This window comes from Oxalobacter vibrioformis (genome assembly GCF_027118995.1).
In the GTDB taxonomy this organism is placed as follows: Bacteria; Pseudomonadota; Gammaproteobacteria; order Burkholderiales; family Burkholderiaceae_D; genus Oxalobacter; species Oxalobacter vibrioformis.
The window spans coordinates 142,712-162,053 of record NZ_CP098242.1; the positions used below are offsets into that span (position 1 = coordinate 142,712).

The following is a 19,342-nucleotide window of genomic DNA, read 5'->3' on the forward strand; positions in this document are numbered from 1 at the left end:
ATTTCCATAAGCGAATGATTTCCTATGACTACACTGGATTTCCCTGTCACTATCAGGATCCGATATGAACATTGCCAGATTGATTGCTTACTGCCGCGAGCACGGTATTGAATTCTGCCTGGGAAACGGCACCGTCAAGGTACGCGGCACAGCAGATATCATTGAAGAAATCCTGCCTGTTTTACGGGCACATAAAAAAGAAATCATTGACCATCTCTCCATCGAGATGATCCACGCCGGCTGCCTGCCCGAGGTGTATTACCGGGGAGAGCCTGTCTATACCGAAGCGCAGGCTGATCTCGCCCTTGTTAAAACCCAGGCACTCTTAAACCGCGTCATGTCAAAATCGGCATAACCTCCCGCCTTTCATCCAAGCTCAGCCCTCATTAATTTGTCGTGGACGAAAAGCGAATTTTTCCTGTCTGCCAAGGCGCAAGGGGAAAATTGGACGAAGGCGTATTGGATCGTCGGCAAGGTCAATTTTGAGCCGTTAACGAAGGCAGGCGGGAAAGCTGCTTTGCAGCAGACCAATTAATGAGGGCTGAGCCTAACAGCTACCGGCGGATGCGGTTTTTCATGAGCAACACCAAAAAGGCCGCCGCCAGCGCCAGCGCGAGTACACAGCAGACAAGCGCCGGGATATGCTGCCGCATCAGCATGAAATTATCCAACCCGCCCAGCGACCGGCTGGCACAGCCCCAGCCATGCAACGCATCCGGCGGATGCAGGCAATGATCCGGCTCCCAGGGACGCAAGGCAAACTCCTGCCAGACCGACACTACCTGGAAAGCCACCGCTGCCGATATCCCTGCTGCCAAAACCCCATAAATAATGGCAACACGCGGGAACATCCCCGAAAACAAGGCACCAAACGCACCAAAAAACGCTATGGCCAAGCAAGCAAGCCCCAGCCAGTGCATCAGCGAAAGCATATGAAGCAGACTTCCCTCACCTGTGCTCGATCCGGGAAAAATCATCTCCTGCCAGGGAATAGCATGTAAAAGCAGAAGCGGCCCGTTTGAAAAAGAAAAAGGCTCAAGAAAAGCCGCCACATCATAAAATGGAAAAGACAGGTTGTACGCGGCTGCGCCATACTGTCCGCCTCCATCATTCGTAAAACCCGTCAGCACCCACAAAAACACAAGACAGGCAGACAGCAGCAGCCCCGTCCAGTAACATTTTCCCCAGCCTGGAAAAAGCGCCGGCCACTCCCCGGCCTCGTCAGAGGTCAGGCGGTTTGCAGTCAGCAGAAAGCACCAGTACATGCCCCCCAGAAAACCCAGCGCCACAGCTGGCAGGCTGTTACTCATGATCTGCCCTGTACCATCCTTGATCGCCAGGATCAAAAACATCGACGTAAACCAGACCATCCCCATGCGCATCGAAAACAGCAAGAGTTTCAAGGCCCCAGGATTGCCCGACAGCACCAGGTACGGCAACACCAGCCACAACAGCGTAAGCACCGCCAGCGCCAGGTAGATATACGTCCAGAATCCCCCGCCTGTCAGCCCCAGCAACGCAAGCCCTGCCAGGGAGACGCCGCAGGCGACAAAAAAGAAAAGCCGCTGCCTGGGCTCTGCCACCTTCTCCCAGGGCACAATATCATCGCGTGGTGAAAAAAGCAGCGCCAGAAAAATCGCCACTGCCGTCAGAAACGACAGCAGCTCATAAAGCCATGTCCCCTGCACATGCAAAAGCACGGCAAAACGGTCGGTCGGATAAATCATCGCCCATAGAAAAGGAACGGCCAGCCCGCCAAGCTGTCGTGGCGTCACCGGCGTCTTTACCTTCGGTGCGGGCAGGCGCATCCGTCTTCTCAGGATCTCTTCAATCGTCGTCATATCTGCCGGTCGCTGTTTCAAAAGCCTTTTATCCTGCGGACTCCACGCGATTCTACCATCCCGCGAGCACCCTTCCCACCCGCAGGCATTCGCCTACTGCGATATTTTGTTACAAAAATATTCAGGTACCTAATAAAAAATGCTTGACACCTGCCAGCAGCAGCAGTAAATTTATAAGGTACCTAATAAAAAAGGAAGTAATAAATGAACAGAAGTAACGCAGAAAAAATATTCCATCACCTGCATCACTGCACAAACCTCATGCACCGCGCGCCTTGTGGCGGGCACGGGCGCGGAAACGGCCACACGCATGGCCGTGGCGGTCATCGCGGGCAGGGACGCATCATCGCCCTCTTGCAGGAGCGGGACGGCATCGGTCAGCGCGAGCTTGCCGAGTTACTTCATATACGCCCCCCCTCCCTTTCCGAACTCCTGGACAAACTGGAGTCAAACGGGATGATCGAGCGCCGCCAGAGCGAATCGGACAGGCGCATGAGCCATGTATTTTTGACCAAGACGGGGCGCGAAAGCGCCTCCCAATTCGAGGCAGCCCGCGAGGAAAGAATGGGCATGCTGCTTTCCAGCCTCACCGAAAGCGAGCAGGAAACCTTCTCACAACTGTTGGAAAAATTTGTAAATGGCCTGCAGGACCAGTCAGGCGCTGTGCTGGGACGCGGGCGAGGCGGACGCGGTCGGGGAAATCATGAGCACGGTCCCCGCGTGTGTGGACACGGGCATGGCGGGGAAGGCCATCACGAGTGTCAGTGTGGCAATCCCGAGCGGCGTGGCCGCGGACCGGGCTCCAACCATTTTGGCGAAGAAGGCGCGGACCATCCCGATGGTGGTGGTCGCGGACGCGGCGGACGTCACGGGCATGGGCATGCTCATCACGGATGTTGTGGCGGTGGGGGCCGCGGGCATAAACATGAACGCTGATCCCAGAGCAGATAATTTCTTCTCTCAGTATAAAAGGCGGGGCAACCCGCCTTTTATTTATGGTAGTCAGGATAGTATTGATTACATGTCCTTCGCTGGTGTTTGAGTCTACGATGAGATTGGCCTTTTAATTGAGGTAATACCCTTCGCATGGTTTTGTTCTCTACGATGGGATTAGCCCTTAGAGTGAGATAATAAGGTGGGTGATTGACCCACGGTAACGATCTTTTTGTCCTCGCTTCGCTCGTTCTTACCCCACTGGCCCGGCAGCAAAAAGTAACGCAAAAGTGCCGTGCGGACTTCTCGTCCCCCACACAGCGGGGAACCCCGCTTTAGCGGGGCAAGGTGTTGCGGTGCCTTTTTTGGTTAGCTTTTTGTGGCAAGATAAAAGTAACCTGCCGCCGGTCAGCCACCGGCCTTATGACGCCATCTTGAGGGCCAATCCCATCGCAGCAAACAACACCAAGCGAAGGGCCGCAAACGCGCCCCGCCATCGCGTAATCACGGCCCCCTAAAACTGATGTGTCATCCCTAACTGAAACCCCGTCGATGACTCCCGGTAAGTATGAAAATTGTTATACACCATCCCCACCGCCTTGCTGCCGTTGTCAGTAAACGCCACATTCGCATAAATCGACGTACGCTTCGTGAAGCGGCAGGTATAACCCAGCGCGTATTTCTTCACACTGTCATCTACCTTTTTCCCGCTGACAAAATCATTATGGATCGGGCCATCATATCTGGCATAGTTAAAGGCTGCATTTAACTCACCCGCCCCGAGTTTGAGCTGCACCCGATGATCCAGTCGCGCTGCTTCACCTCCTCGCTACTGCAAACACCTTGTAGCATCCGTCCTGGTAACCGATGGAAAGCTTGGCCGGACCAAGCCAGTAAGCCACCCCGGCATTCCAGAGGTAGGAATTGTTACTGTCTGCCGCCCGCTGGAAATTGGCAAAAACAAGAAACGGGCGCACATCGTATTTCATCAGCACATTAAAACCGTCATTACCCGCGCTTTTGTAGTAATACTGCTGTGAGGCACCAGCACCATAAAGTGCGGAAATATCCTCATCGGTGCCCAGGCTGTAGGAAAGCGAAAAGGCAATGCCCGAAAAGGAAGGACTGTCATAGCGCACCGTGCTGGCAAGCTGCTCCGAATAAAGATAATTGCCATAGGCCACCCCCCCAGATCTTCATATCCGCGTACGCCCAGGCGGCTTTCCCGGTTGTTGCCAATCGTCAGGTCACGCCCGCCTTCCTTGATATAGCCGGTATCCACCAGCCCGTAGAGCGTGATATTCGAATGGGACTCTGCCTGTGCGGCAGGCACCAGTCCCGTCAGTGCACTGGCAACAGACAGGATTATCAGGGGTCTTCTTATCTGACGTTGCGTCATTATCTCTGCTCAATTCGTTGTTTTTTCAGGGGCAGACTGTTTTTCATCCAAAACAGTTTTTATCAGTAAATATGGCATTCGACATGTCGCTTTTTACTTGAAACCACATGAAAAAACCGCATTTTCCGCGAAAAATGCGGTAAAAAACAACAAAAACAAGCGTGAAAAGCAGATTGTCGACCTTATTGAGTCAATTCCTTGATCGGCTTCACAGCAGCGGCTGCCCCGCCTGCGCGCAGAGCATCAATCCGGGCCGCTGCCTGTTTGTGCTTGCGGGCTGCCGCTTTTTCATACCACATCAGGGCCTCATCAATATCCTGCGGCTTGCCCAGCCCCGCTTCACACAGCATGCCAAGAGAGTACATCGCATTCACATTGCCCCTGTCAGCCGCCTGGGTAAACCAGAAGCGCGCCTGCGTATAGTCACGCTTGATTCCCTCGCCCCGCGCATACGTGAGCCCCGCCATGAATTGCGAGAGTGCATCACCCTGAGCCCCTGCTTTCTTGAACCAGGCCAACGCCTTGGTCTCATCCTTTTTTACGCCACGCCCTTCATCATACATCTTGCCCATATTGCGCTGTGCCAGCACAAAACCCTGGCCGGCTGACTTCTTGAACCAGCCCAAGGCTTCCTTCTCATTTTTTGCAACACCCAGGCCCTCGGCACACATATTGCCGACATTGTTCTGTGCCCCGGCATGCCCGGCTTTTGCCGCGCGCAGATAAGCGGCAAAAGCCAGCTCATACTGCCCGTTGCGAAAATACGCCGCACCATCGGAAAAATCATCCGCCAGCACCAGACCGGCGGACCCGAAAGCCAGCAGTACGACAAAAACGCCTGCCAGCCATCTCGCTGCCTGCCGCCTGACCTTAGGATTTTGTTCCATTCCTTTTCTCCTGATACCTTTACTTCTGGCGCACGCCAAAAAGACAGGGGGCACGTCCCCTGTTCAGCCATTCCAATTGCCATTTGGCAGGCGTGATGCCGTCTTTCTCCGCCTACATGAACCACCGGGCCGCCACCATGCAGTCAGGTGCCACTCCCCAGCCATTGGCATAAGCCATCCCTACGGCAAAGGCAGCCAGCACATGCCCTTTTTCTGCCGCACGCTGGTGCCACTCAAAAGCCTTTTCCGTGTCAGGGGCTACCCCCTTCCCATAAAATACGCTTGGCCAACCATGAATTGGCCCTGGGCGCTGTCAGGCACACTGCCAGCCGGAAAGGAAAATGGATAGTCCCTGGCATCACAGACTTACATGCGGTTGAGTTTTTCCCGGGCTTCAGTATTGCCCTGGGCGGCAGCTTTCCGGTACCACTTCACCGATTCCACCAGATCCTGCTTCACAAGAGTGCCAGCCTCATAGGCATTGCCCAGCCACATCTGTGCGGGTACCAGCCCGGCCTCGCCCGCATCTTTTATCCATTTCAGCCCGGTTGCCACATCCTTTTTTACGCCGCTTCCCTCAAGGTACAAGGTCCCCAGATTGAACTGCGCCGGAGCAAAGCCCTGGCGGGCTGCCTTCTCATACCATTTGGTGGCCTCGGCAGCATTCTGTTTTACGCCTATACCCCGGTCATAAAGTCCTGCCAAAGCAAAAGCCGCGCCGGTGTGGGATTGTTCAGCCGCTTTCCGATAAAAAGAAAGCGCCTGGGGCAAGTCCTTTTTCATCCCGCGCCCCGCCTCGGCCATGCTGCCCATATTGAAAAGCCCGTCGGCATTACCCTGTTCGGCCGCACGCATGAACCACTTCACCGCCTCCCTGTCGCTGGCCTTCACCCCGCAGCCGTCACGGTAAAGCGTACCCAGGTTATTCTGGGCGCGGGCATGGCCCTGCTCTGCGGCCCGGGTAAACCATGTCGCTGCCTCCTGTTCATCTTTCGCCGTGCCAAACCCCTCACAGTACATGACACCGAGATTGTACTGGGCGTTTACATCATTCTTCTTCGCCGCCTCGCCAAACCATTTCAGCGCCTGGCTGTCATCCGCCTTGATACCGCGCCCTTCACGAAGCATCAGGCCCAGATTGGTCTGTGCGCTGGCATTGCCCTGCACTGCCGCCTTCTGGTACCACTTCACCGCCTCGGCATCATCTGCCCTCACGCCACGCCCAAACTGGTACATCAGCCCGAGGTTATACTGTGCGCTGGCATTGCCCGCCTCAGCCTCTTTCATCGTTGATTCAACCGTACCGCCCTGCTGTATCTGCAGGGAAGGCTCCTTGCCGCCCAGCTTGAGTCCCTGCGCAAAAACCGGCGGCAAACACAGCACCGCGCCCACCATGGCGCATGACACAAACCGTAAAACCGTTTTTTTCATTTCATCCGCTCCCAGGCCATCACTTTATGAAGTCCGGCTGTTCAAATGACGCGCTGCCGGTATTTGTATCCACCGTCCCGGAAACAGACGTGGCTCTTCCTTCCAGGGCATTGAGCCGCTCTTTGGCCTTCACATCATCCTGCGCTGCTGCCAGTCGATACCACTCGATAGCCTTGCCGGTATCCTTTTCCACGTTCCAGCCTTCTTCAAACAGCATACCAAGCGAATACTGGGCATCCGCATTACCCTGGCGCGCGGCTTTTTCAAACCAGTAGAACGTCCGGTTGGCCGAAAAAGGCACACCCTGCCCGTTGCCGTACAGCCAGCCCAGGTTGTACTGGGCGATGGCATGCCCCTGCTCGGCCGCTTTCCTGAACCATTCCGCCGCCTTGGCATAATCTGTTGTTCCGCTCTCGCCCTTGCTGTAGAGGACCCCCAGATTGAATTGCGCCGCCACATCGCCCTGCATGGCCGCTTTATGCGTCCAGGTAATCGCCTGGCGGGTATCTGCAGGCACCCCGTCTCCGGTGATATACATCATCCCCAGCGCAGCGGCAGCGCCCGCATGCCCCTTCCTGGCTGCCGTTTCATACCAGCGCGCCGCTTCAGCATCATTTTTGGCGACCACCCCCTCATACCCTTTCTGGTACATGCCACCCAGTGCATACATCCCTTTGGCATTGCCCGCCTCTGCTGATTTTTTCAACCATTCATAGGCCATCGCCGGTTTTTTCATCCACAGCCCTTCGCCGTAGAGATTCATGATACCCAGCTCATAGTAGGCATCTTCGTAGCCCTGTGCGGCGGCCTGTTCAAACATCTTGATGCCATCCTCGGCATCCTGGTACACACCACGCCCGAAAATATACAAAAGCCCCATTGCGTACTGCGATTCGGCATCCCCCTGCTGGGCCGCCTTGAGATACCACTTGGCCGCGTCTTCATCACTCTGGATGACCCCTTCCGCCTTCAGGTACATCTCACCCAGTATCTTCTGGGCCTGCATATTGCCTTTCTTGGCAGCCCTTTCCAGCCAGCGCGCCGCCTGGGAATCATTCTTTGCAGTACCTTTGCCGGCACGGTACCAGGTACCAACAATATATGGCGTGTCGCCATAATTCTCATTAGCCGCCCTCCTGTACCAGGAAAGCGCTTCCTCATCGCTTTGCTTCACCCCGATACCGTACTCGTACATCTCCCCCATCTTGAAAAGCGCCATCGGAAATTGCTGCTTTGCCGCCTCACGGTACCAGCGCACGGCTTCCCTGCCGCTTCGCCTCGTACCGCGCCCCAGCTCATACATCAGGCCGACAGCCGTCCGGGCGCGTGCATCGCCATCTTCAGCCGCACGCATGGTAAAGGTAAACGCCTTGTCATAGTCCCCACTGGCATAAGCACGGGTACCTTCCTCAAAATCTCCCTGGGCAGCCTGTGCGGCACCGGAAAAGGCAACAAAAAAGGCCGCCGCAAAAAAAGCCGCAGCCCCGCTTTTAAACCCCTTACGCCCAAACCATCCCCTATTCATCGCATTCATCCTCAGCTTCAGTTACCTGCCATGCCCTGCTTTTTTGCCCGTGATCCGGCCTGCGGTACAGTTCCTCCAGCTGGCATTATACTGCGTTCCCCAGACTCAGCTCTCATTAATTTATCGTGAGCAAAAAGCAGATTTTTCCTGTCTGTCAAGGCGCAAGGGAAAAACCGGACGAAGTCGTATCTGGCATATGACGAGTTCCATTTTGAAGCGGCAGCGAAAGTCGGCGAGAAAAAGCCGCTTTACAGCAGACCGGCTAATGAGGGCTGAGCCTGCTGCCATCACGCGCTTTTTGAAGTATCCCTTTCGCACGTGGCAGCAGATAGCAAAGAACCACAGCGGCAAGTCCAGCCAGCCCCCTGATACAGGACAAAACAACAGGAAAGTATTTCCCGCAGGCAAAAAAAGCATTGTCCCCATCCTGCGGCTATGCCACAATAAACCCCATCGACCCCTTAACCCTTCTTAAACGACAGGTGGCCTTATGCCGTTTACCGCTGGAATTGGTGAAAACACTGACAACATGGAAGAACGTCTCATCTTCTATGAAGAAATCTACTACTGGGCACTCCATGGCGAAATCGAAGAGCTTTTCAACGACACGGAAAAATACATTGACCTTCTCGAAGACACCATCTTTACCCCGGAAGAACTCCCGCGACTCATGAAAATGATCGCTGACGCCAAAAAACGCATCGTGGACAATCCCGAAAAATGGGATGAGTTCCTGGCTACCGAGCTCGACCCCGATACAAAAGATGTGTTCGTCACCGTCAACAAAGCCGACTTTATCTCCTTTCTGGACCACTTTGAACGCATGATCAAAGAAGCGCAGGAAACCGGCAAAAACGTCGTCTTCAAATCGGACAACCCGCTCTCATCCGGCATGGAGATTCACATCATTTGACAGGATGTACCGGCAACAGGACAGCTATGCTGTCCCCTACGTGCTCTCACGCTTATCGCTTTTTCAACGGCAGCTTCGCTGCCATGCCGTCCGCGAAGCGGGGGCATCTTGACACCACATAGTGGTGTCACTTCTCTACTAAAATCCGCGATTGCACCGTAGCCGGGACAGTGAGGAGCGACTGGAGCTTCGCAGACGGCTGTTTGAGCGCAGCGAATTCCGGCTGCCGCCCCTGTCACGACGAGCAGCTCCGGGCACCCCCGTCAGGGGGCAAGGCGTTGCGGTGCCTTTTTTTGGTTACTTCTTTTGTGGCAAGACAAAAAAGTAACCTGCCGTGGGTCAGCCACCCACCTGATGAATCCAATCTCAAGAGCCAATCTCATCGCAGACTCAAACACAAGCAATGGGTAGCCGCCCTAATCTCGAGGACTAATCCCATCGTAGAGAGAAAAACAAGCGAAGGGTATTAACCTGTAGTAGTTCATTAAAGCGGCTTTATAGTGTGGCTGCTGTTATCTCCAGCCGCCGTCTCCACGAATCAGCTCATCCAGTTTTTTCTCCAGATGTTCATATGTTCTTGGACATTTTGTCGGCATACGGGACAGCCCGTTTCCATAGCCATTGGCACTGATGACCACTTTTTTGCCCTCTTCCAGCGCTTTTTTGACAGCGGCAAAGTCTTCATCGAGCTTTTTGATGTTTTCCTTGTATTCGGCATCAATATAGTAGTCTGCCTCATCATAGCCTGGTGCTTTCTTTGTCCGGATTGGCAGGCCGTTCTTTGCGTAACGGATAACTGCCTGACCACCCTCACCCTTGTGCTGGTCATTGTCCCCATAGACGAAAATATAGTCCGGATTGGCTTTGACATCGCTTTCTTTCCAGACTTGGTCGCATTCAAAGATATTGGCTGACACCCATTTACCACTTACTGTCGGATTCCATGCTTCCAACTGTGATGCCAGATAATTGATAATCCGCTTATCGACATCCTTGTTCGTTGATTTAACAGAACCGTCTTCCTGTAACGTCAGCGTCACCTTGTTTATTCCCATTATCTTCCTCCTCTTCGCTTGCTGGTTGTACGCCTGTGCTCTCCTGAAGTCATCAGTTTTGCTGGCGCAGGTTCATTTTTCGCCCAAATATGTAATTTTTTTCAAAATAGCACTAACAAAGATGAAAAGGGAGAAAAACTGAGGAGGCCGGTACGGGCATCCGGCGCACAGGAGGCCGATTGGAAAAGCCGCCAACCTGCACGTGAAAGGGATGGAAAAAGGCTTGTTTATGAAAGGAGCGGGCGCAGCATCTGCTGCAGCTGGTCCTGTATGTCAGGAATCGACTGTGTGCTGTCGATGATCCTGAAACGCGAGGGAAATTCAGCTGCCCGCCGGAGGTATTCGGCGCGGACACGCTGGAAAAAGGCTTCGGCTTCGCTTTCAAACTTGTCCCGTGTACGCACTGCCTCCAGACGGGCGCTGGCGATATGAGGCGGGATATCAAAAAGAAAGGTCATATCGGGTTGCAGGTGGGGATGTACCCATGCTTCAAGCGCAGCCAGCTTTTCCAGCGATAGCCCCCGGCCCCCGCCCTGGTAGGCAAAGCTCGCATCGGTAAAACGGTCGGAAATCACCCATGCCCCACGGGAAAGTGCGGGCGCAATGACGGCGTTGATATGCTCGCGCCGGGCGGCAAACATAAGCAGCGCTTCGGTTTCCAGATTCATCTTTTCATGGAGCAACAGCGCTCTCAACTTTTCGCCCAGTGCGGTGCCGCCCGGCTCCCGTGTCACCACCACTTCTTTTCCGGCATCCCTGACAAGATTGCTGATAAAGTCGATATGGGTGGATTTGCCTGCGCCATCAATACCTTCAAATGTGATGAAGCGTCCTTCAGGCGGGTTTTGGGCGGCTGGTTTCATTTGTTTCGCAGAAATTTGTCGACTGCCCTGTTATGGTCAGCCAGGTTGGTGGTGAATTCGCTCTTTCCGGTGCCATCCGCCCGGGAAACAAAGTACAGGGCTTCGGTCTTCGCGGGATTGAAGGTGGCATTCAATGCGGCGTCGCCAACCAGTGCGATCGGTGTGGGCGGCAGGCCAAAGCGGGTATAGGTATTGTATGGGGTATCTGTCGTCAGGCTAGACTTGTAGATCACGCCTTTGTATTTGTCACCCATGCCATAGATCACGGTGGGGTCGGTCTGGAGTTTCATGCCGATTTTCAGGCGATTGGTGAACACACCGGCTATATGGGCGCGGTCTTCGGGATGCCCGGTTTCTTTTTCCACGATGGAGGCCATGACGAGAGCTTCATACGGTGTCTTGTACGGCAGTGCCGGATCGCGTTTTTCCCAGTAGGCATAGAGCCTTTTCATCAATTCTTCATGCGCCTGCCGATAGATCTGCATATCACTCGCGCCGCGCATAAAGAGGTAGGTGCTCGGGAAAAAGAGGCCTTCGGTTGCACCCCACGTGATTTTGAGCTGCTCGATGAGTTCGCGCTCGGTCAGATGGTCGGTGTCATGCTTGAGTTTGGGGTGCGCAGCCATGGCTTCGCGCATCTGTTTGAAGGTCCACCCTTCCACAATGGTGATGGATTCATAGGAAACCAGGCCTTTGGCAAGGCGCTCCATCAGATCAGACGGGGTTTCACCGGGCTTCATTTCATAGCTGCCGGCCTTGAGTTTTTTGGCATTGCCGGTGACGCGAACCAGCAGGGAAAAGAGGCTGCCATTGATTTCAATGCCCTGGCTGTTCAACTGGTCAATCACGTAGTTGAGCCCGCCCGGACGGATATCGAAAGGAATCGCTTCTTTTGACGGTGAGATGGCGGCGTTGGCCCACCAGGCAAAGCCTGACATCATAAGGACAAACAGGACGGCAACGACAAGGAAGATTCTTTTGAAAAAGGTCATATGGTCGGGGTCCGGCAGAAAATTGATATCCTCTTTATAATGGGTATGCTTTTTTGGTTGACGGGGGTTCCCGTCAATTCAAGGCGGCAGGAAAAGTGGGTATTTTCTCATGAAAACCGGCTTTATTTTCGCCGGAAATGTTTCTTTGCCGGTTTGACCCTATGCTGACAGGAAGGAGTAAGATGCGTTCGATTGAACAACTGGAATCGGGCTTTGTGGCCCCGCTTGAAAGCTATGGCCTGGTACGGGTGTCAGGTGAGGATGCCGTCACATTCATTCATGGCCAGCTTTCGCATGACATCGCCCGCCTGAAGGCCGATGAGGCGCGTATGGCCGGCTACTGCACACCGGAGGGCCGTCTTTTAGCCATCCTGCTGGTATGGAAGTCCGTCAGCGATATCTGGCTGATGATGCCGCGGGAGATTTTGCCGGCACTGCTTACGCGCCTGCAGATTTATATCCTGCGCTCGAAAGTGACGATGACGGATGTGAGTGATGAATACGCCATCCATGGCCTGGGCGGAAAAAAAGCGCCTGACGCCCTGGCATCTGTTTTTTCCGCCCTGCCGGACAGTGCTTATGACAAAACAGAATCGGCACCGGGTACGCTCATCCGGGTAACGGATGCTTTTGGCGGTGCGCGCTTTTTATGGGTTTTACCGGCTGCGGCAAGGGCTGCCAGCGCTTCCCTTTCTGATACGTTGTATATAGCAAACGATGAGGACTGGGCGCTGGGCGATATTGCCGCAGGCTTGCCGCAGGTATATGAAGCGACCCAGAACCGTTTTGTGCCGCAGATGATGAATATGGAACTCGTGGACGGCCTGAGTTTTACGAAAGGCTGCTATCCGGGACAGGAAATCGTGGCCCGGACACAGTTCCGCGGCACCTTAAAGCGCAGGATGCTGCCGGCTTATGCCGGGATACCGGGTGAAAAAACGGCGCGTGAGGCCGGGATTGTGCCCGGACTGGATGTTTTTGATACGAAAGCGCCTCATGAGGCCTGCGGTATTGTCGTACGGGCGGCAAGGTTTGATACCGGACGCATTGATTGCCTCATGGTCGTGTCACGGGAGCTTTCTGCTTCCGGTTCACTGCGCCTGGGTGCCCTTGACGGCCCGGCGCTTCACATTACCCCCCTCCCCTATGCACTGCCGGATGAGGCAGGAGAATCCTAAAAGGGTTGCTGATATGTGTCTGATTGTTTTTGCCTGGCAGGTTGTTCCCTCGGTTCCCCTGATCGCCGCCGCCAATCGTGATGAGTTTTATGCCCGTCCTGCCGAGCCGGCACACTGGTGGACCGATTTTCCGGATATTTATGCCGGGCGGGACCTGGAAGGCGGCGGGACCTGGATGGGTATCCGGGATGGCGAGAAGCGGAAAAATAACCGTTTTGCCGCGATTACGAACGTGCGCGCTCCCCAGTTTATGAAGCCCAGGGACACCACCCGCGGCAAGCTGGTGAGTGATTTCCTGGAGAGCGATCTTTCACCGGATGCATACATTGCCAGTATCAGGAAGCATGCCCACAAGTACAACGGCTTCAATCTGCTGGTGGGCGATGCGGAGTCGATGATCTGGTTTTCCAACTGCGGCTATGGCCGCTCCACCAACGGGAAACCGCTTGCTCCCGGTATTTATGGCCTGTCCAATGCGCTGTTGAATGATCCATGGCCCAAGGTGGTCCGTACCCGCGCACAGTTTGCGAGCCTTTTAGGTCAGCGTGCGCCGATGGAAGCGTATTTTGAGATGCTTTCCGACACCACCCCCGCGCCGGAAGCCCACCTGCCGGACACCGGCATCGGCAGGGAAAGGGAAAAAGCGCTGTCTTCGGTGTGCATCATCACACCGGAATATGGTACCCGCGCTTCCACGCTGGCACAGCTTTACAACGATAAACCGCCGGTTCTGGATGAACGCGTAATACGCTAGGTTCTGCTAACAAATAACATTCAGCCATGATTTGATAGCAGAACCTAGGCGTATTACCTGAACCGCTGCCGGGCTGAAAGGCAGGTTGCTGCACTTCGGGCATTTACTGAAAAAAACGGATAACAGGTGCTGTATTCCTCTTATTTCAACTCATCCAGCTTTTCTTGCGATTCCTTCACCCCGGCGTTAAGCGCCTTTTGGTAGCATTCCCGAGCCCTATTGATGTCTTTCGGGTAACCGAAGCCGTACTGGTGCATTACACCCAGCCAGTAAGTTGCCCGTGGCTCACCGTTTTCTGCGGCGATCGTCAGCCAGTATTTGGCTTTTTCGTTGTCGATATCCCTGTCATTCCCGTGCAGGTAAATGAGGCCAAGGCTGAGTGCTGCCTGGGTTTTTTCTCCTTTTTCTGCTGCCATGCTGTACCAGCGGAATGCCTCTTTCCAGCTCTGTTCGATCCCGCCCCTCCTCTTGCATAAATTGAGCCGAGAAGCACCATCGAATTGACGTTCCCCTTTTTTGCCGCTTTTTCATAGGCGGCTTTGCCATGTCTGCATTGTCTGCTTTGAATCGTTCCGGTCTGTTATTGGTTCCGAACAGAATGATGCCGTCACTCTCGTCATCTGTGTCAAAATCAAATGTATCGTATTTCCCCATGGGCTCTCCCTGAATGGATGGTTGAATGTGTTTTTCCTCTTCTGTTATACGCCACATTTCATGCTGTCAAGGCTATCCGGGGAATGTTTGTCCGATACCAACGTAACCTTTTGTTTTTAATGAAAAACAAGTGAGGATCATACCCGCTGGAAAACTAATTCAGGGAGGATAATGCAGTTTTTGGCTGTCTTGCCTGCACCGGAACCGGAAACCATAATGGATCGACTCTTTTTTCATCTGCATGCACATTTTTTCTCGACCTTTGGGCGCAAGTTTGGCATTATGTTTATTTCCTTTTTCCCCTCCCGAAAGGTTGCGTTTCACACTGGCAGCCGGGCGATAAACCGGAAAACGGACAAACCATTGAAACAGCAGCGGGCCGCATGATATCTGACGAAATCGACAGAAACCTTGAAGCGCTGGCGGAAGAAAACCTGCTGCGCCGTCGCCGCATTGTCTCTTCGCCGTGTACGGTGATGGCAGAAGTGGACGGCAACCCCATGCTCACCTTTTCCAGCAATGACTATCTGGGCCTGGCGGCACACCCTGCACTGGCTGAGGCAGCTGCCGAGGCGGCACGCCAGTGGGGTGTCGGCTCGGGCGGCTCACATGTGGTCACCGGACACATGATGCCGCATGAGATGCTGGAGGAAGCGCTGGCAGATTTTGTGGGTGCTCCCCGTGCGCTTTATTTCAGCACGGGATACATGGCCAATACGGGTATCGTGCCTGCACTCGTCGGGCGCGGGGATGCGGTTTTTTCGGACCGGCTGAACCACGCTTCACTGATTGATGCCGTACAGCTTTCCCGCGCAGAAAACGTCCGTTACCGCCATAACGACATGGACCATCTTGCCGCGCTGTTGAAAGACAGCCAGGCGAAACGTAAACTGATTTTGACCGATGGAGTTTTCAGCATGGATGGCGATGTAGCGCCCCTACCGGCGCTTGCAGAGCTGGCTGAGGCACATGACGCCTGGCTGGTGGTCGATGATGCGCACGGCTTTGGCATACTGGGGCACGAAGGCCGCGGTACGCTCTCGCACTTTGGCATACCGGTCACTTCCCGTGTCATTTACATCGGTACGCTGGGCAAGGCCGCTGGTGTGTCCGGCGCCTTTGTCGCCGGCACAGACCCCGTGGTGGAGTGGCTGCTTCAGCGCACCCGGACCTATACTTTCACCACCGCATCGAGTCCCATTATTACGGCAACACTGTTGAAAAGCCTGGAACTCATCCGGAAAGGCTCGCTTTTGCGAGCCCGGCTTTTCTCGCTCATCGAGCGGCTGCGCATGGGGTTGTCACAATCCCGCTGGGAGCTTTTGCCTTCCCCCACCGCCATCCAGCCTGTCATCATCGGCAGCAATGAGGAAGCGCTGAGGGTATCGCAGGCACTCAGTGATATGGGCATTTTTGTCCCGGCGATACGGCCGCCCACGGTGCCGAAGGGAAGCGCGCGCTTGCGCATCTCCCTTTCTACCGGGCATAATGATGAGCATATCGACCGTTTAACCGATGCGCTGAAAGGACTGGCGTGAGTACTATCGTTTTCTGGCATGGCTGGGGAGTGGGACCGGGTGTCTGGGATGACCTGGTTGACGAGTTGCGTCCGGCGCTTGCAGGAAAATACGAACTCCTTGTCCAGCCCCTGCCCGGCTACACGCCGGAGCAGATTCCGACCATCTATTACTCCGCCACCCAGTTGCTGGACGACCTGATGAAGGAGCTTTCCGGCCCGATCATCCTTTGCGGCTGGTCACTTGGCGCGATGCTGGCCATGCTGGCCGCCACCCGTTTTCCGGATCAGGTGCAAAAGCTGATCCTGATCGGCGCCACCCCGAACTTCATGAAGCGAAACGACTGGCCGGGCGGTGTACCGTTAAACATGATCGACAAGCTGGGCTCGGGTATCCGGGTTGACCCGGTCACGGCACTGCGCCGTTTTATCACGATTTTCAATCAGAACGACGCCAATGCCCGCGAGGTGGCCCGCAAACTCACCGATGTGTCATCAGCGCCCGCTGCATCGCTGGAAGCCGGGCTGGATCTTTTGAAACATACTGACCTGCGCCCGATCGTGCATGATATCCGGCAGCGGACACTGCTTCTTCACGGTGCGCACGACACGCTGATGCCGCTGTCTGCCGCCGAGTGGCTGCAAAAACATATACAGAAGTCCGTGCTGGCTGTTTTGCCCGGCGCTTCCCATGCCCCCTTCCTCTCTGATACGCCCAAATGCGCCGAAATCATTGTGGACTTCCTGAATGCCAGCAATTGACAAGACCCGGGTAGGTGCCGCTTTTGACCGTGCCGCCCCCGATTACGACGGCATTGCGCGTTTCCAGCACACGGTATGCGACAGCCTGATGGGGCTTTTGCCTGTTTTTGCGCCGGACATGCCGTCGCCGGGCATGGTGCTGGATGGGGGCTGTGGCACAGGCTACGGCTCGGCACTCCTTTCCCGCCGCTGGCCCGCCAGCCGCATTGCCGGGTGCGACCTGTCACTGGAGATGCTGCGCCTGGCACGGGGGAAAAGTATCGACACCATCTGTGCCGACCTGGAGCAGCTTCCCTTTCGTGACGGCGCTTTTGATTTGGTATGGAGTTCGCTGGCACTGCAATGGTGCACGACGCCGGATGTGTATGCCGAGATGTACCGTATCCTCGCAAAAGAAGGCGTACTGCTTTTCACGACGCTGGGGCCTGGGACGCTGGCTGAGCTGGACTTTGCCTTTTCCGCCATTGACGCGCACCCGCATGTGCGTGCTTTTTCCACACCGGAAGAAACCCGCATGGCGCTAAAACAGGCCGGATTTACCGATATCCGTATCGAATGCGAGACGCGCCGGATTTATTTTCCCGACTTCCGCACTTTCCTGACGAGTGTACGCGGTATCGGCGCCAACCAGGTGGGTGGTGAACGCCGCCGCGCCCTGATGGGAAAAAATGCCTGGAAACTGGCGGAAGAACGCTACGAGACCCTGCGTGGTGCTGACGGGATGCTGCCTGCGACGTATGAGCTGGTGTTTGGATACGGGCGGCGGTAATGCAGTAGCGCGATAGCAGCGCGTTTGGTTTGTTACCCTGCACGGGTTGGTACTCTACGATGAGATTAGCCCTCAAGATGGCCTCATAAGGTGGGTGGTTGACCCACCTTATGACATTCTATTGAGGTACATCTCATAGCAGGAACATAACAAGCGAAGGACAATAACGCGCCCGCCTTCGCGTCACAACGGCCCCCTACCGCAATCGCGTCCGCTTCCGATGCGTCAACCCCAAGAGCCGGGTGATCTTCGGCGGTGCATCCCCCACATGGTACTCCCGCACGATGTCGCGTTTCATTTTATCGGCCACCGTCATGCGTTCGCGCTGCCGGAGATGCTCGATGAGCGACTCGACCATGAATATCTCGACAATGAGGCCGGGCCGGTTGATGTCGCACAGCACTTCCCACAGGTAGGCGCCATTGCGCTGGCGGACGTGTTTGAGGTGCCTTAAGGCGCGGACAAATTCGCGCTGTCTTTTGACATCGATCTCGTATTCGATGGTGACCATGATGGGGCCGCGATCCATTGCGTGCGTGTCTGCCTCAAGCGGCGGTGACCAGTCGAGCGAGGGGGAAAGGTCCTGCACATCGTGCTGGCCGATTTCATAACGCCAGGCGGCGAGAATGCCGACAAAGGCGCCGATGGCGGCAAAAGCGAGCGCCGTGGGAATGTCAATGACGGAGGCAATCTGCCCCCATATGACGCTGCCGAGGGCAAAGCCGCTGGTGTAGATGACCCAGTACAATGCCAGCCCCCGTGCCCTCACCCAGCTTGGCAGTGCGGTCTGCGCGGATGTCATGAGGGAGGAAAAGACGGTCATCCACGAGATGCCGATGACGAGCATGGCAGGCGCGGCTTCATAGACACGGGTGCTGTACGCCAGCCCGAGCATGGCAGCCGCATAGGTGAAGGTGGTGATGGCAACGAGCCTGTCACGGCTGATACGGCCATACAGGCGCGGCAGCAGCAGCGCACCGCAGATGGCGCCGACGCCAATGCAGGCGAGCATGAAACCGTAGGTGCCCGGCCCGCTTTTTAGTTGCTGGCGGACGATGAGGGGCAAAAGCGCCCAGGGCGCGCTGGCAAAGACAAAGAAGGCACAGCCCCTGGCAAGGACAGCACGCAATTCAGGTGAGTGCCTTGCATAGCGCAATCCGGCGCGTATTGCCCCGCGCAGCTGTTCCTGGGGCAGATTGCTGGTGCGGGGGCTGCGGTTCCATTTCTTGATGGCGATGACAACGGCAAAAAAGGAGATGGCATTGAGGACAAAGACAGCACCCGGCCCGGTGGCAGCGATGATGAGGCCGGCTATCGCCGGGCCGATGGCGCGGGCGGAATTGGTGGCGATGGTGTTTAGGGCGATAGCGGACTGGAGTTCGCTGCGCCTGACGAGCTCGGGGACGATGGCGCCCCAGGCGGGCATCATCATGGCAGCGCCAATGCCTAAGGAGAATGTGAGTAAAAGGAGTGTCCAGGCGGTGGTCATGCCGGTGAGTGTGAGGACACCGAGAATGGCGGCACTGACGGCCATCCAGAGCTGGGTGGCGATGAGGTATTTGCGCCGGTCAAGGATGTCGGCGAGTGCGCCGGCGGGAACGGCCAGCAGGAAGAAAGGGATGGTCGTGGCAGCCTGCACGAGGGATACCATGAGCGGATCGGGGGCCAGCGACGTCATCAGCCACCCTGCCCCGACTTCCTGCATCCAGGAACCAATGTTGGAACACAACGTGGCGATCCACATCATCCTGAATATTTTGCTGCTCAGGGGTGAAAATGGGCCTGTCTGTTCGTTTTCCCGTCTTTCCTCAAATGTCACATGTAATCCGTTTTGTCTGAATGCCGAGGCTTGCCTTATTGTATGCTGTAA

Annotated in this window: 20 protein-coding genes and 1 pseudogene; 8 read left to right on the forward strand and 13 right to left on the reverse strand. The window is 55.5% G+C overall.

The window, feature by feature from the left end:
• Positions 1-64 precede the first annotated feature (64 nt).
• Positions 65-355 carry a hypothetical protein gene (locus NB640_RS00810; RefSeq protein ID WP_269309245.1) on the forward strand — a complete coding sequence of 97 codons (291 nt, stop codon included), beginning with the start codon at positions 65-67 and terminating at the stop codon, positions 353-355.
• Positions 356-554: 199 nt separating this feature from the next.
• Here the strand turns inward: NB640_RS00810 and NB640_RS00815 are convergent, their stop codons facing one another.
• Complete coding sequence (locus NB640_RS00815; RefSeq protein ID WP_269309246.1) at positions 555-1,862, reverse strand: hypothetical protein; 1,308 nt, start codon at positions 1,860-1,862, stop codon at positions 555-557.
• A 183-nt stretch (positions 1,863-2,045) separates the two neighbouring features.
• Between NB640_RS00815 and NB640_RS00820 the strand changes: the two genes are divergently transcribed.
• Positions 2,046-2,777: a MarR family winged helix-turn-helix transcriptional regulator gene (locus NB640_RS00820; RefSeq protein ID WP_269309247.1), complete on the forward strand. Its 732-nt coding sequence runs from the start codon at positions 2,046-2,048 to the stop codon at positions 2,775-2,777.
• 511 nt (positions 2,778-3,288) lie between these two features.
• Here the strand turns inward: NB640_RS00820 and NB640_RS00825 are convergent.
• The 7 genes and pseudogenes from NB640_RS00825 to NB640_RS00845 form a co-directional block, all read right to left on the reverse strand.
• Entirely contained in the window at positions 3,289-3,570 is a 282-nt protein-coding gene (locus NB640_RS00825) for a porin (RefSeq protein WP_269309248.1), read from the reverse strand.
• A gap of 22 nt (positions 3,571-3,592) precedes the next feature.
• A complete protein-coding gene (locus NB640_RS00830) occupies positions 3,593-3,958 on the reverse strand; it encodes a porin (protein WP_269309249.1) in 366 nt (121 codons plus the stop codon).
• Positions 3,959-4,355: 397 nt separating this feature from the next.
• Positions 4,356-5,060, reverse strand: coding sequence for a tetratricopeptide repeat protein (locus NB640_RS00835; RefSeq protein ID WP_269309250.1), 705 nt, complete (start codon positions 5,058-5,060; stop codon positions 4,356-4,358).
• 112 nt (positions 5,061-5,172) lie between these two features.
• A complete protein-coding gene (locus NB640_RS12940; RefSeq protein ID WP_332880219.1) occupies positions 5,173-5,262 on the reverse strand; it encodes a hypothetical protein in 90 nt (29 codons plus the stop codon).
• 9 nt (positions 5,263-5,271) lie between these two features.
• Positions 5,272-5,358: pseudogene (locus NB640_RS12985) on the reverse strand (SEL1-like repeat protein); the annotation flags it as partial.
• A 68-nt stretch (positions 5,359-5,426) separates the two neighbouring features.
• Positions 5,427-6,491 (reverse strand): tetratricopeptide repeat protein, encoded by a 1,065-nt coding sequence (locus NB640_RS00840; RefSeq protein ID WP_269309251.1) that lies wholly within the window; start codon positions 6,489-6,491, stop codon positions 5,427-5,429.
• Between the two features lie 19 nt (positions 6,492-6,510).
• Positions 6,511-8,025: a tetratricopeptide repeat protein gene (locus NB640_RS00845; protein WP_269309252.1), complete on the reverse strand. Its 1,515-nt coding sequence runs from the start codon at positions 8,023-8,025 to the stop codon at positions 6,511-6,513.
• A 481-nt stretch (positions 8,026-8,506) separates the two neighbouring features.
• Between NB640_RS00845 and NB640_RS00850 the strand changes: the two genes are divergently transcribed.
• Positions 8,507-8,929 (forward strand): hypothetical protein, encoded by a 423-nt coding sequence (locus NB640_RS00850; protein WP_269309253.1) that lies wholly within the window; start codon positions 8,507-8,509, stop codon positions 8,927-8,929.
• 512 nt (positions 8,930-9,441) lie between these two features.
• Here the strand turns inward: NB640_RS00850 and NB640_RS00855 are convergent.
• From NB640_RS00855 to mltG, 3 genes are all read right to left on the reverse strand, one after another.
• Complete coding sequence (locus tag NB640_RS00855; protein WP_269309255.1) at positions 9,442-9,984, reverse strand: DUF7831 domain-containing protein; 543 nt, start codon at positions 9,982-9,984, stop codon at positions 9,442-9,444.
• Between the two features lie 227 nt (positions 9,985-10,211).
• Positions 10,212-10,847 (reverse strand): dTMP kinase, encoded by a 636-nt coding sequence (gene tmk, locus NB640_RS00860; RefSeq protein ID WP_269309256.1) that lies wholly within the window; start codon positions 10,845-10,847, stop codon positions 10,212-10,214.
• Positions 10,844-11,839, reverse strand: coding sequence for an endolytic transglycosylase MltG (gene mltG / locus NB640_RS00865; protein ID WP_269309257.1), 996 nt, complete (start codon positions 11,837-11,839; stop codon positions 10,844-10,846). Before mltG ends, tmk begins: the two co-directional genes overlap by 4 nt.
• Positions 11,840-12,021: 182 nt before the next feature.
• Here mltG and ygfZ point away from each other — a divergent pair, with 182 nt between their 5' ends.
• On the forward strand, positions 12,022-13,017 hold the full coding sequence (ygfZ, locus tag NB640_RS00870; RefSeq protein ID WP_269309258.1) for a CAF17-like 4Fe-4S cluster assembly/insertion protein YgfZ: 996 nt from the start codon (positions 12,022-12,024) through the stop codon (positions 13,015-13,017).
• 13 nt (positions 13,018-13,030) lie between these two features.
• Positions 13,031-13,771, forward strand: a complete 741-nt coding sequence (locus tag NB640_RS00875; RefSeq protein ID WP_269309259.1) for an NRDE family protein — start codon at positions 13,031-13,033, stop codon at positions 13,769-13,771.
• A gap of 140 nt (positions 13,772-13,911) precedes the next feature.
• Here NB640_RS00875 and NB640_RS00880 read toward each other — a convergent pair whose 3' ends face one another.
• Positions 13,912-14,187 carry a tetratricopeptide repeat protein gene (locus NB640_RS00880; protein WP_269309260.1) on the reverse strand — a complete coding sequence of 92 codons (276 nt, stop codon included), beginning with the start codon at positions 14,185-14,187 and terminating at the stop codon, positions 13,912-13,914.
• Between the two features lie 621 nt (positions 14,188-14,808).
• Between NB640_RS00880 and bioF the strand changes: the two genes are divergently transcribed.
• The 3 genes from bioF to bioC are packed head-to-tail and all read left to right on the forward strand — an operon-like array spanning position 14,809 to position 17,472.
• Complete coding sequence (gene bioF, locus NB640_RS00885; RefSeq protein ID WP_269309261.1) at positions 14,809-15,963, forward strand: 8-amino-7-oxononanoate synthase; 1,155 nt, start codon at positions 14,809-14,811, stop codon at positions 15,961-15,963.
• Positions 15,960-16,703 carry an alpha/beta fold hydrolase gene (locus NB640_RS00890; protein ID WP_269309262.1) on the forward strand — a complete coding sequence of 248 codons (744 nt, stop codon included), beginning with the start codon at positions 15,960-15,962 and terminating at the stop codon, positions 16,701-16,703. The genes bioF and NB640_RS00890 overlap by 4 nt, the downstream gene beginning before the upstream one ends.
• The gene (bioC, locus tag NB640_RS00895; protein WP_269309263.1) at positions 16,690-17,472 is read left to right on the forward strand and encodes a malonyl-ACP O-methyltransferase BioC; all 783 of its coding nucleotides are present in this window, start codon (positions 16,690-16,692) and stop codon (positions 17,470-17,472) included. The genes NB640_RS00890 and bioC overlap by 14 nt, the downstream gene beginning before the upstream one ends.
• A gap of 196 nt (positions 17,473-17,668) precedes the next feature.
• Here bioC and NB640_RS00900 read toward each other — a convergent pair whose 3' ends face one another.
• Positions 17,669-19,291 (reverse strand): MFS transporter, encoded by a 1,623-nt coding sequence (locus tag NB640_RS00900; protein WP_269309264.1) that lies wholly within the window; start codon positions 19,289-19,291, stop codon positions 17,669-17,671.
• Positions 19,292-19,342: the final 51 nt, after the last annotated feature.